This window comes from Bacteroidales bacterium, assembly GCA_018334875.1.
Lineage (GTDB): Bacteria > Bacteroidota > Bacteroidia > Bacteroidales > UBA12077 > JAGXLC01.
Genome location: JAGXLC010000047.1, coordinates 1 through 14,103 on the forward strand (window position 1 = coordinate 1; position 14,103 = coordinate 14,103).

Annotated in this window: 9 protein-coding genes; 3 read left to right on the top strand and 6 right to left on the bottom strand. The window is 42.3% G+C overall.

The window, feature by feature from the left end; translation table 11 throughout:
- Window positions 1-673: 673 nt before the first annotated feature.
- Window positions 674-1,795, bottom strand: coding sequence for a universal stress protein (locus KGY70_06095; protein ID MBS3774737.1), 1,122 nt, complete (start codon window positions 1,793-1,795; stop codon window positions 674-676).
- Window positions 1,796-1,809: 14 nt separating this feature from the next.
- A complete protein-coding gene (locus tag KGY70_06100) occupies window positions 1,810-2,595 on the bottom strand; it encodes a hypothetical protein (GenBank protein ID MBS3774738.1) in 786 nt (261 codons plus the stop codon).
- 661 nt (window positions 2,596-3,256) lie between these two features.
- Between KGY70_06100 and asnS the strand changes: the two genes are divergently transcribed.
- Genes asnS through KGY70_06115 form a run of 3 tightly spaced genes read left to right on the top strand, consistent with a single transcriptional unit; the run spans window position 3,257 to window position 6,743 of the window.
- Window positions 3,257-4,651: an asparagine--tRNA ligase gene (gene asnS, locus KGY70_06105; protein MBS3774739.1), complete on the top strand. Its 1,395-nt coding sequence runs from the start codon at window positions 3,257-3,259 to the stop codon at window positions 4,649-4,651.
- Between the two features lie 15 nt (window positions 4,652-4,666).
- A complete protein-coding gene (gene rpoN / locus KGY70_06110) occupies window positions 4,667-6,130 on the top strand; it encodes an RNA polymerase factor sigma-54 (protein MBS3774740.1) in 1,464 nt (487 codons plus the stop codon).
- 4 nt (window positions 6,131-6,134) lie between these two features.
- A complete protein-coding gene (locus KGY70_06115; protein ID MBS3774741.1) occupies window positions 6,135-6,743 on the top strand; it encodes a hypothetical protein in 609 nt (202 codons plus the stop codon).
- Here KGY70_06115 and KGY70_06120 read toward each other — a convergent pair.
- The 4 genes from KGY70_06120 to KGY70_06135 all read right to left on the bottom strand — a co-directional run.
- A complete protein-coding gene (locus KGY70_06120; protein MBS3774742.1) occupies window positions 6,708-7,838 on the bottom strand; it encodes a hypothetical protein in 1,131 nt (376 codons plus the stop codon). The genes KGY70_06115 and KGY70_06120 overlap by 36 nt on opposite strands.
- A 198-nt stretch (window positions 7,839-8,036) precedes the next feature.
- Window positions 8,037-8,447: a DUF4296 domain-containing protein gene (locus tag KGY70_06125; protein MBS3774743.1), complete on the bottom strand. Its 411-nt coding sequence runs from the start codon at window positions 8,445-8,447 to the stop codon at window positions 8,037-8,039.
- Between the two features lie 412 nt (window positions 8,448-8,859).
- Window positions 8,860-9,783 carry a type IX secretion system membrane protein PorP/SprF gene (locus KGY70_06130; protein ID MBS3774744.1) on the bottom strand — a complete coding sequence of 308 codons (924 nt, stop codon included), beginning with the start codon at window positions 9,781-9,783 and terminating at the stop codon, window positions 8,860-8,862.
- A gap of 1 nt (window position 9,784) precedes the next feature.
- Window positions 9,785-14,103 (bottom strand): gliding motility-associated C-terminal domain-containing protein (locus tag KGY70_06135; protein ID MBS3774745.1); only part of this gene is annotated, 4,319 nt, incomplete at its 5' end.

A 14,103-nucleotide genomic window follows, 5' to 3' on the forward strand; every position in this document is an offset into this window, starting at 1 on the left:
GATTTTGAGTTAATATGTGAATTTGAAGCATCCGGATTCACATCACGGTTATAATGTATCATAGCTAACCAATTACATTTCGTATTAAAAACCTTATTTTTCTTTATATTAAACATTAGTAGCCATAAGGCATCTCCCCATCCCTTAACCTTATTACCTTATTTTTTTACATCCAGTTGTTATATTCTTCCGGAGAATAAGGTAATAAGGTTGATTATCATTGGGTATTTCATGGCTACTAAGGTTAAGCAACTAAAAATAAGGTTTTTCTGTAAGCCGCTATTTGTGCAATATATTGAAATGGTTATTTTGGCATAAAATCCGCTTGCAGTAATCTTACACAACAAAAGCATGACCTACCTGCGGGTTTAGGTTCGCTGAGCCTTATCGGGGTTCATTTGCCCATAAATAAAAAATAATCAAATGAAATAGAAACTTCTTTGGATAGAAAAAATTGGGAATACACCCAATTCCAATTACCGAAATTCAAAACATTCCGGCTTATGGTCATACAGACTTTAGCCTGGAATGTTTGGGTCATTTGAAATTGGTTATTGGAATTTGTTTGATATCCGTCAGTGGCCGGACAAGTTTTGGTGCTTGTAATTTGGAATTTAAGATTTTTAAACTCATTCTTCAATGTTCAACCACATCTTCATAAACACTACCAACCCTACTTTTCCGCATGGAACACCAATAACGGAACATTGGTATGAAAGAGGAGTTTCTTTTCTATTCCCGGGTTGAATATCTTTTCTATAATGTTCCTTTTGTGGGTAACCAATGAGAGGATATCAATGCTTTTCTCTTCAATAAACTCCTGAATGCCTTTCAGCTTATCCTCCTTTTCAATCAGATCACATTCAAAACGCTGATGTCCGTATTCCTCCCGGATATGAGTTTTGAGCCTTTCCATTTTTAGCTGATCCAATTCATTTGTTTCCGGCGAAGTAATATGAACGCAATACAACCGTATACTGAAAGGTCTCATAATAGCCATCAGCTTATGAATGGCATTAAAATCGGAATCATCAAATTCGGTAACATACATGATGTTAATATTGGCTATCCCACTATATTCAGAAGCTTCGGGAATGGCTAGCACAGGGACGGGTGCCTTTTCAATAATTTTTCTGGTTACACCTCCCATCAAATCGGTAGGTTTTTCACTTTTGCCGCGGGTTCCAATAATAATCACATCAGGATTATATTCTTCAGCCTGTATCAGAATTTCTTCATGAGATATGCCCCGAACCAGTGTATAATCCACTGAAATATTTTTGATGCCCTGCTCTTCTATCCAGTCTTTAATCTCACGATAAAATTTTTCCATTCGTTCTTTGGCCCTGAGCTCAATATCCCTTATAATTTCATCCATATTGACCTGATAATAGTATGTATCAGTCATCGGCATAGAATTGACAATGGGATTGTAATATACATGCAGGAGCTTAACACTGGCATTTAGCTTTTCCGCAAGTCCAACGGCATATCGGCAGGCGTTCTTTGAATACATGGAAAAGTCCACCGGAACCAAAATCCGTTGTACCTTTTTAGGTTCCCCTGATTCCTGCCGGTCTGCCTCCCGGTATTCCTCGCTTACCTTCTCAACGATCCTTAATGCAGGTTCCAGATCGTCTTCATGAACCCTCACTTCTATTCCTCCGGCTACGGCGGAATATACAAGGTTTACATTTTTCAGATAACACTCAATGCCCTCAGCATTCAGACGACTTTTCAATACCTCGGCTCTTGAATAGTTATGCACTGCTATGGTTACGATTCTGTCACTCATAAGAATAAATTTTTCTATGATTGTTCTTCTTCAAATACACCGAATTTTTTAACCAGTTTTTCCACAAAGGGAGAAACCTCTTTGGGCACCTCTTCCAGCAATTTTTTGAAATCAGGCGCGGTTTTTCTGTTGGTTACCATGTTATGAATATCGGAAGAAGGAGCAGGAATGGAACATTTGCCAACATAAGGCAACATCCGCCAATTTACATCCGATTCTTTAAAAAGATTAAGGATTTCATAAGCTATAAGCAATAATTTGCCCCGGTTGTAACGCTCATTATGAATCAGCTTCTTTACCTGATTTTTCACCCATTCATTGGATATCTGGTATTTCACCATGTCCACCTTACTAAAAGCAGTACCCAAAAGATTGCTGCGGTAGTCTGTAAAATTTTCGTAATAATCGTCAAGTCCTGGATCAGGCGGATTATCTTCCCATTTCTCCGCAAGATACTCCAGCATATAGAGGGCTGCAACGTGATCTATAAGCTCAATAAACCAGTTGTTGATCCTGGGATCACAATATATCCTGCAAAATTCCTGGGAAAACTGAAAAGCAACCTGATTATAAAAAACATCGGAAATATTTAATCCGATCTTATAAAAATCACGTCCAAGAGGCCAATAGAGCGTCGGGCCCCCATCCTGATCATTTATTAAATGGATAGACTTAAAGCCCAACGGTGGGCCTTCGGGAATCAATCTTTCAAATTCTTCCAAAATGTCATTGATAACCCACGAGACTTTTTCATCTGAATCCCCGTTTAGCCCTAACTCATAATCAACATGCCATTTCATTCGTGTAGCAGTTTATTAAAGGTTTGTATTTCAATTAAATAAAATTTCATAGTTCGAATATTGTGCTTCCCCGCCATGGAACCCGCATGTTACTCATGTTCTTGTTGTGGAGGCCACTGCATGCGGGTTTCATTCGTATAAAGTTTGATTTTTGTTCTATGCTATAATACAAAAGCAACATCTAAGTTTTCCGGATCAATTACCATGATATTTTGTTTGTAATTCTTTATTAATGAAGCGACTATACTAAAATTGCGGATAGGTATATCCAGATGAAATTACAAAAAAAATTAACTCCATGCAAATCTTTAATCTACGCAGTCTATTAGCCTGCATAATTCAAAAACGAATCCCGCTGGTAAACGGGATTCGTTTTTGAATGTGGGATGGTTTGCGGGAGGGATGCAGGCTCGCCTTCGCGAAGCTTCAGGCGCCTACGCTAAAGCTTCAGCGACAGCGTGCGGAGCAAGGCAACCCCGCATTAGAAAAACCGGCTTTTTTGCGAAATTTATTGAAGCAAAAAGCCAGGTTTTTCAATAGCGTCAGAATTATTCTAGAATAATTCGGGTTAGAGCAGGTTGGTAGATTTTATTATATTGCAATCTCGTTTAAAGAATCAAAAATTGTAATTTTGCAATGACTTAAAAAAATAAAAAACAGGATGGAAAGGACCAACACGCCAATCAGGAAATTACTTAATAGCAAGGAATTAAATAAAGATGTGATTGTTAAGGGATGGGTCAGGACAAAGCGGGGCAAGAAAAGTGTGAATTTCATTGCCCTCAATGACGGGTCCACGATCCATAACATACAAATTGTAGTAGAAGTGGATAATTTTGACCCTGAACTGTTAAAAGCCATAAATACGGGAGCAAGCATTGGCGTAAAGGGCAAATTAGTGGAATCTATGGGTAAAGACCAGAATGTAGAGATTCTGGCGAAAGATATTACACTTTACGGAAAAGCCAATCCGGATGAATATCCGCTACAGAAGAAAGGGCATTCCCTTGAATTCTTAAGAGAGATTGCCCACCTAAGGTTTCGCACCAATACATTTGGTGCGGTTACGCGCCTGAGGCATGCCATGTCTTTTGCCATTCACAAATATTTCAACGACAATGATTTTTATTACCTGCATACGCCCATCATAACCGGATCCGATGCGGAAGGCGCCGGTGAAATGTTCAGAGTCACTACGCTGGATCTTAAAAATCCTCCGTTAAACGGAGACAACAACATTGATTACAGCGAGGATTTCTTCGGAAAAGAGACCAATCTCACGGTTTCAGGGCAGTTGGAAGCGGAACTGGGAGCTTTGGCTTTATCAAAAGTTTATACATTCGGGCCAACATTCCGTGCGGAAAACTCCAATACTCCCAGACATCTGGCAGAATTCTGGATGATTGAGCCTGAGATGGCCTTTTATGATAATGACGATAACATGGATCTAACGGAAGATTTCACCAGATACCTGGTAGAATATGCCCTGGAGCATAATTACGACGATCTGGAATTTCTTAACAGGATGTACGATAACGAACTAATTGATCGTTTAAAATTTGTAAAAGACAATACCTACGAAAGAATAACCTACTCTGAAGCCATCGACATTCTGGAAAAAGCGGAGCAAAAATGGGAATTCCCGGTAGAATGGGGTGTCGATCTCCAGGCAGAACATGAAAAGTACCTTGTGGAAAAGCATTTCAAAAAACCCGTGATAGTGGTCGATTACCCCAAAGAAATCAAGGCTTTTTACATGAAACAGAATGATGATGGCAGGACAGTCCGGGCTCTGGACCTGCTTTTCCCGAAAATCGGTGAAGTTGTGGGCGGATCTCAGCGGGAAGAAGAATATGATAAGCTGTATAACAGAATTAAAGAATTGAATTTGCCCGAAGAAGACTTATGGTGGTATCTGGAAACCAGAAAGTACGGTACAGCTCCTCACAGCGGTTTCGGTCTGGGTTTTGAAAGGCTGATGCTTTTCATAACCGGAATGTATAACATCCGGGATGTCATCCCCTTCCCGAGAACTCCTAAGAGTGCTGAATTCTAACAAGTTGGGTTCATTATGCTTAAACAGAGTTTAGAACAAAAATTACTTCAGAAACTTTCTCCCCAGCAGATCCAGATGATCAAAATGCTGGAAATTCCTACTTTACAACTGGAACAGAGGATAAAGCAGGAACTGGAGGATAATCCCGTTTTGGAAGAAGGAGAAAAGCATGATGAACAGGAAGGAAATTACGAGGAACAGCAAGAGCAAATGAATGAGGGCGATCAGGATGAATTTTCCTTTGAGGATTACATCAATAATGATGATGACATTCCCTCCTATAAGCTTCAGTCAAGTAATGTATCCAAAGACGACAAAAAAGAAGAAGTCCCGTTTTCACAAACCACCTCTTTTCATGAAAATCTGGAAAATCAGATCGGATTAAAAAATCTTACTGAAAGAGAGCATCTGCTGGCTCAATATATCCTCGGAAACATTGATGAAGACGGTTATCTCAGGAGAAAAGTGGAATCTATTGTTAATGATCTGGCTTTTACTCAAAATCTCAAGGTAAGCGAGGAAGAGGTGGAAAGGGTGTTAAAAATTGTTCAGGAGCTGGATCCTCCCGGAGTAGGAGCCAGGAACCTGCGGGAATGTTTACTTATTCAGATCAAACAGAAAGATCAGGAACGGCCTTCGGTCAAACTGGCCAAAAAGATATTGGAACAATACTTCAATGAATTTACGAAAAAACATTACGACAAAATAATCACACGCCTCAAGATAAGCGAGGAACAATTGGAGGAAGCCTTTAACGAAATTTTAAAATTAAACCCAAAACCCGGCAGTGTTTATACCAGTACCGACACCCGGTCAATACAGACCATAGTACCTGATTTTATTCTGGAAAACAACGACGGCAAACTGGAATTGAGCCTGAACAGCAAGAATGTGCCTGATCTGCATATTAACAAGGATTACAGCGCAATGCTGGAAGAATATCAGAAAAACAAGCAGAATAAAACCAGGGATGAGAAAGAAGCTGTAAGCTTTGTCAAACAGAAACTTGAGGCAGCAAAATGGTTTATCGACGCGATCAGACAAAGACAAAATACTTTGCTGATCACCATGAATGCCATTCTTGATTATCAATATGAATTTTTCCAGACAGGAGACGAATCCCAGTTAAGGCCGATGATTCTTAAAGATATAGCAGACAAGACGGGCCTGGACATATCAACCATATCACGGGTGGTGAACAGCAAATATATTCAAACTCCGTTCGGTATTTATCCGCTCAAATATTTCTTTTCCGAAGGCCTGCAAAAAGAAGACGGTGAAGAGGTATCCACACGCAGGATAAAATCCATCCTGAAAGAAAATATCGATAATGAAGACAAGAGAAAACCCCTCACAGACGAAAAGCTCGCCGAGATACTCAGGGAGCAGGGATACAGGATTGCAAGAAGAACAGTGGCCAAATACAGGGAACAAATGAATATTCCCGTAGCAAGACTCAGGAAAGAATTAAAAGGTTAAAAACATGTCAAAACTAATCGCCAAAATCATCTCTCTCGTATTCAATCCTTTATTGATGCCCACCTACGGGTTATTGATACTTCTCAATTCCGACACCTACTTCGCGATGTTGCCTTTCCAGGCAAAAAAAGTAATTTTCATTATTGTATTCATTACCACCTGTCTGTTGCCTCTGGCATTTCTTCCGCTGTTCATGTACCAGAATCTTCTGAAAAGCTTTGAAATGGAAACCATAAAAGAAAGAATCGTTCCTTTCGCCACCATCGGCATTCTTTATTTTATTGGTTACCTGATAATGTATCAAATGGATGTACACTCTACATTAGCCAATATTCTGCTTGCAGGAACCATTACCATTTTCATTGCGCTCCTCATTACATTAAAATGGAAAATCAGTGCTCATATGGCGGGGATAGGCGCTCTGACAGGCGCCATACTGGCCTTTAGTTATATACTGGAGACCAATTTTATTATCTTTCTCCTGGGTGCAATTTTTATAGCCGGACTACTGGGAACATCCAGGCTTATACTGAAACACCACACACCCACTCAAATCTATGCGGGATTCGGGCTGGGATTAACCGTTCTTGTGCTTACTTTTGTATTTTTCTAATTGATTGGTCAGCCAATTTAACCGTTCATAAAGCAGCGGCGAAAAACCGGATACTTTAGGAGGATAAAAGCCCCGTGATGCAGCCAGCGCATGGAAAATATCGAACGATTTTTGTTTTTCGCTGTAAAAATATCCCCGCTCTTTTAAATATTCGGCCAGATATTCCTGTTCGGTTTGCCCGGGGGTAGGTATCAATATGGCCCTCTTTCCAAGAGCCATAAGATCCATAATGGATGAATACCCGGAACGGCAGATGACAATACCGGAAACTGCGATAGCAACAGCCATGTCACGATAAGATAAATGAGAAACCCACTGTATATTTTCTCTCTTTACGGATGTTTTTTCTCCGGTAATTCCTCTGACAAATAACACCTCATAATTCGTAAACTCCAACTGTCCGATCAAAGTTTTTTCCAATAGAGACCTTTGCGGTTCAGGACCGGACAAAACCACCACAATATCATAGGCTTTTTTCTTTTCAGCTATCCGCTCTTCAAGCGGTAACAAAAATCTTGACAAAATCCCGATCTTATAAAAATGATTCACCGGAGGGAAGGGTGAGGACAAACTCCCGGCTATGCTTTCCTCTCCGGGAAAATCGGGTACCCATACCTGATCAAATCTCCTGAGAAACCAGGATTGGATCCACACGAATATCTTTTCCCCATGCTTCAAAAATCCTGGAAACTTTACATTAAGCTGATGAATAACGAGTATACTTAACAGATCTTTATGGAACAAGCCATATCGATGGTCGGAAACGACACAGGTAATATGTTCTTTATTGATAAGCCTTTTCAGGTATAGATGTTCAAGAAGGATTGTTTTAATAATTTTTGGTAACTGCCAGAAAATTTTCCCTATTTGTGATGCACCCGATGAATAGGTAATATGAAAAGAAGGCATTGCCACGGTTTTCAGGTTTGGAAATTCGGTTTGTAACATTTTACCCGAGGAACCACTTATGCCCAATATAACCTCAAACCCATAATTCCCGGAGAGGAGATGAATGATGGGAATCATTCTGGAGGCGTGGCCCCATCCCCAATCGAGCGGACAAACCAGAACTTTTCTATGAGAATTGGATATCACGGCTGCTAATTAGTATTTGTCCATAAAGTCAAAGAGATTTGAAAGAGTCTCGTCTAAAATGTTCGCTGGCAAGGCTTGCGAGTTTTGAATGCCAGGAGTCCGGCGGCTGCCGGATGACTGGCATGAAAAACGAGCGTAACGCAGCCAGCGAATATTATAGACAGACTCTAATTAATGACTTGAACGGAACCAGCTTGCTTATTCGTTAGAAGGAGGCTGCCGGTCTCTTTTTTCCGGGATTTCTTCTCCCTTTCTCCGGCCGGAGTCCTGACTTCTTTCCTGAGCTTCTGTCTCCATTTGATTCAAACGGGTCAGTACCTTCTGGTACATCCTGTCGAACCTTCTCAGATCCTTAGCATAATATTGAAGAGAAGAATCAAACTGCGCCCTCGTATAACCGTAATCCTCAAGCACAACCTCATAGGCATCCAATGTGTCGGGCACGGTAATTTCAGGATTATACTGGGAAACCTCCAGCGCTCCGTCCATAAGGTGAACTTTCACCAACACCGAAATCATCTCTTCACGGGGAATGGTTTTCCTGTTTTTCTTACACCCCACTGTAACAATTAAAGCAAAAACCAATATTATAAAAAAAGTTCGTTTCATTCGTGTAACAGTTTATTAAAGGTTTGCATTTCAAATTAATTTACATGTCAAATTCACAAACTGTGCTTGTCTCGCCATGGAACCCGCATGCTTTATTCATTGCCTTGTTGCGAAGGTTCCTAGATGCGGGTTTCATAGGCCAACCCGTTCTATCCTTAAAAAATTAAAGGGAATGAAAATAATCAATCCCCTTTAATACAACCCAAAAAATCCGGTAATATTTTAAATATTATTTAGTGTTTTTCCATAAAGTCAAAGAGATTTGAAAGAGTCTCGTCTAGAATGTTCGCTGGCAAGGCTTGCGAGTTTTGAATGACAAATGTAGAGACGTACGGCCGTACGTCTCTACCAGATGTAATCGACTGGCATGAAAAACGAGTGTAACGCAGCCAGCGGATATTATAGACAGACTCTATTTAATATCATCAAATTTAAGTCCGAACATAACCTCGATACTCCCTCCCGAATATTGGCGCAGTTGTGAGTAGGTAAAGTCATAGGACAATCCGAAATACCATCTGTTCTCGTGGTTATAACCTGCCATAAAGGAAAAAGCATCACCGGTACGGAAAGAAAGGCCGGCCCAGACTATACGCTGGTAGATCGCTCTTGCCGTAACCTCTAACTGTGGAGTTGCCGGGAACATTTCTCTGACCAAAAGGGATGGTTGAAGCGTAAAATCACGATTCAGAATAAAATTATATCCTCCGGCCAGGTAGAAGTGCTGTTTAAGTCTGTTGATCCCGACCTGTTCAGGAGTAATCTTATTCAGCTTATTGCCTATTAACTGGTGGGCAGAAACTCCGGCAAAGAAATAAGTAGAATACACATAAATACCTGCACTTGCATCAGGAATGAATCTTGATCTGACGGTGCCATCGATCACCGGATCCGGTCTCCCAAAATAACTTTCTATAGTCTGTGTGTCGAACTGGGTACCGTCCACTTTATATTGTATGCCTCCAAGAGAAATTCCTCCGGAAATCCGTATATTCGAATTAATGGGTATATTGTAGGCATACGAACCTTTAAACACCAGCCGGCTGGTAGGTCCGGTATAGTCGGAATAGATGTATCCCCCATACCCCATGGGTTGGTCCTCGGTGGGACCGTATGCACTGATGCTGTATGTCTGGGGAGCTCCGTCTATTCCCATCCATTGCATTCTGGAAAAAGCACGCACCTGTAAATAATTATGGGTTCCGGCCACAGCAGGATTGATCATATAATCATTCCAGGTATACTGGGTATACTGTGGCATCTGCTGTGCTTCTGCCATACCGGCACAGGCAAAAATCAACAGGCTGGATATCAAACAAAACTTTCTTACTTTCATACTATCTTATTATTGTAACGGTTCCACTTAGAGGCTTAATTCCGTTCTCATGGGTATCGATCATATAATAATAGGTACCCGACGGAAGCCGTTTGCCATTGGATGTTTTACCTTTCCATCCGGTTTCATTTCTGTAGGGTTTCTGACGGTAAACTTTCGTACCCCACCGATTGAAGACCACTACTTCAATGTTCTCATATTGCTCAGCATACTGAATTACCCACTCGTCGTTGGTACCATCATCATTGGGTGAAAATGCATCATGAGGTTCGACATTCGGTACCATTTCTATCGTCGCTGAATCGGTTTCCGTACAGTTTCGGGTGTTGCCTACAATCCAGATTTGTTGCTCGGCGACATCGTTTTCCCGCAGTCTTTGCACCTGTAATTCAGTGGCCAGTTGATCTACCGGATCGAAATATTCATTGGGCTCCCAGGAATAGGTTGCCTGAATATCACTGTTCTGAACGGTTGCATTCAAGGATTTGGCTGTAACATTCTCTTTTACCCGAATTGTGCCATCATCGGCATCATCCTGTTCATTGATCCGAACACCCAGATGGGGATAGAGATCAACATTCACGCTGTCCACATACCTGCATTTGGCGTTTTTGGCTTCCAACACATAAGTTTGTGGTGAAGTGGGATTTTCCGACAATGTATCCAGTTCCTCAGGTGTCTCATAACCCACAGAAGTATTTCTCCAGTTAAGTGAATCGGCATTTTGAGCCTCTTCCACAAAAAGGTTCACCTCATCGCCATGACATATGCTGTCTACCACACCTCCGAATTGCATGTCAATGATATTTTCATCTGATTGCGGCACATCAATGGAAGTACTGGCTTCGCAGCCATTCTGATCCAATATAGTAACCTGATAACTGCCACCACTAAGATGCATCAGACTGTCCTTGCCCGCCAGGGTATCTGTTTCCTCGCTCCAGTGATAGCGATAATTATATTCTTCGCTCTGATATTCGGTACCACCGCTCGGATTCAGCTTAATATATCCAATGTCATCACCGGCAAGAGGTTCATGATCCGATGCACAATTGGCTTGCTGAATGGTAGGATTGGCTACGATTGGGTCTGGTTGATCCAGATCGATGGATGCAGAGGCCTCCAGGCCAAAATAATCGGTTACTGTGATGGAATAGGTGTCTGCATCAAGATTATAAATGGTATCCTGCTGTTCTCCATGTGTGTGCAATGTACCGTCAGACCAGTCATAGGCATAATCCGGCTTACCTCCCTGTACTTGTACTGCCACAGCACCGTTTGAATCCCCATAACAATCGATTGGATCGACCACAGACAGACTGACAGTGATCGGGAAGGTTATATTCACCTGATCCGGTCCGCATCCAAGGCTGTCGGTAGCAGTTATGGTATATGAACCACCGGATAATGATTCAAACACGGCAACGGTGGTGTCGTTTTTATGACTGCCGGAATCGGGATTGTGAAGGGTATCTTCTGTTTCCACCGTCACGAATAATGAGTCATTGCCCCCTGTGGCCCATACCTCAAGGGTATATTCCGACCCCTGTGGTATCAGATTGACAGAGTCTATGGAAATTTGCTCCGGCTCGTCAACATATACACTGTCGAATGCAGTGCAGTTGTTGCTGTCTGAGACTCCTATATAGTAGCTGCCGGTATTCAGATTTGCCGTATCGCCTGTGGCAATGGTATCCATAGAGGCATTGAACCAGTTGATGTCATAGGGGGAGGTGCCTCCGTTGACAGTGACACCAAAATCATCGTATGTGCCGTTACAGGGGACGCTGAGGGTATCCTCAATGACAATCTCCAGCGGATCGGGTTCATAGACAACAGCAGTATCCTGAACACTAATGTTGGTGCTGTCAGTAACTTTAAGGGCATATCTTCCGGCTGACAAGTCTTTCAATGTATCCGATGTTGCGGTAGTATCAAACGTTCTCAATGTGCTTCCTGAGGAAACCTCAACCCATTCATAGGTATAAGGCGCTTCTCCTCCAGTAACCTCTGCATTTATCTGTCCGGTAGATCCTCCGGCACAATTCACTGAATCAGTAGTAAAGCTGATTTGCATCGGGGCAATGTGGAATATGGAACTTGTATCGGGGCCACAACTGTTGCTATCGGTTGCAACAGCATAATAGTACCCTTCGCTCAGGTTGTCAAAATGCGCTGTATCCGACACAGACGTATCCGCCACAAAAGTTCCCGAAGTGTCATATAGAGTATAGATCAACGGAGGCGTTCCGCCTTCTGCAAAAACATCAACAGTCCCATCCGATGCTCCCGGAGCAGATAAAGAAGTAAAGAATTCATAAGTTATTTCAATGGGATCAGGTCGATTTATTGTGAATATTGTATCAACAATGCAGTTGTTATCATCGAATACTTCCAGCATATATTCTCCGCCCAGCAGATTGGTGAAATCACCGGACTGGTTGGTATCAATGGTATCAAGGTCACCTAATGGATCGCGGATCAGTCTGTATCTCAGTGTACCCGTTCCGCCGTAAGCACTGTCATGAACCTCGGCAATGCTGTCGCCGTAGCAGCCGCCCTGTTCGGTAACCGATAATATGTCGAGGGAATCGAGGATGATCTCGGGGGGCTCATTTACCGTTACAGAATCGATTGCAGTACAGCCCAGGGCATCGGTTGCCCTCAGATAGAAGGTGCCTGCCCAAAGTTCAACCGTATCCTCATCAGCAAATTGTGATATGGTGGAACTGAAGTCGCGATCCTCACTCCATTCTATGTTAAACGGAGATATGCCGCCAAAGGTGCTGACTACTGCAGTAGCTGTAGAGTCTCCATAGCAGTCGACAGATAATTCATCTTTAACCTCATATTCGGTATAAGCTACAGAACCGGAAGCACCTGAATTTTCATTAATAGGTATATCTGAAGAATCTGAATAGGAAACAGTAATTGACTCTCCTGTATCCATATCCGAGTCTGTAAAACCAATCCGGACACTATCAATATAACCTTTGGGATCACCATTAAACCACCTGTCCCAATCACCTAACCTCAATTTCCAGGCTCCATTAGAAGGATCCTTTCCGTGCAAGGGGGTAATGTTATCCTTAATTCCATAACTACCGTCGGGTGAATCATTGTTCACATCAAAAACGGTTGATAAATCCGACCTAAAAGTTAAGTTGGCATTTGTTTCATACTGTGCATCATATTTATTTCCTGTGTCAGCCAAGGAAACAGCAGTTCCCTGAGGGGTAACCAACTCATAATTCAAATCATAGAGATATTCGTGATTCCTAACTGCAACATGAAGCTCGACCAATGTTGATGTGGTATCGATCAGGAATGGACTTGGTTCCCCGATGCTTACCTCAAACCAATTTACATACAGATTTGCAATTTCTGTGGTATCATCTCCACAATACCCGTCGATGATAGCACGGTAATCTCCATTATATGTAGTATCTGCATTTTCTATAATAAGAGAATCTTCAGCTACAGTTATATCACCAACAGAAGCAAGATCGGTCCAACCATTACCATCATTATATTGCCAGGTATAGGATAAAGCACCATAACCTTCAGCATTCAAACCAAAACGTACAGTTTCATTTTCACAAACCTGCTTATCTTTTGGATGTTCAATTATACTTACTGTATCACGGACAGATAAGCTGGCTGAATCGCTATATTTTGCTCCACAAGTGTTGGAAACTTCAACACGGTAATCTCCGGCATCGCTGTTGGATACATCGCTGACTGTATAGCTGTCGGAGGTGGCTCCGCTGATGGAACTCCAGCTTCCACTGGCATTCGTATACCACTGGTAGCTCAGCGGTGATTCACCGTCGGCTGATACACTGAAAGTGGCATCTTCTCCCTCACATACCGTCTCATCTGAGGGATGGGAGGTGATCGATACCGTATCGCTGACCGCAAGGCTTACAGTATTGGTCGTGTCATCTCCGCACACACCCTGGATCTTCAGACGATAATTGCCTTCATCGGCATTTTCTATATCAGTCAGGGTCAGATCCGTATTGGTGGCTCCGCTGATGTCGCTCCAGCTGCCTCCGGCATCCGTCTCCCACTGGTAACCGGTAACATCTCCGTTTACGGTTGATGAAAAAGTGATATCTGAGCCCTCACAACCGGTCTGGTCATTCGGCTGATCGGTAATATCTATGGTATCATTAACGGAAAGGGTCGCAGCATCACTTGTACGGGTTCCGCAGGTGTTGGAGACTTCAACACGGTAATCTCCTGCATCGTTGTTAGAGACATCGCTGACCGTATAGCTGTCCGAAGTGGCCCCGCTGATGGAACTCCAGCTTCCAC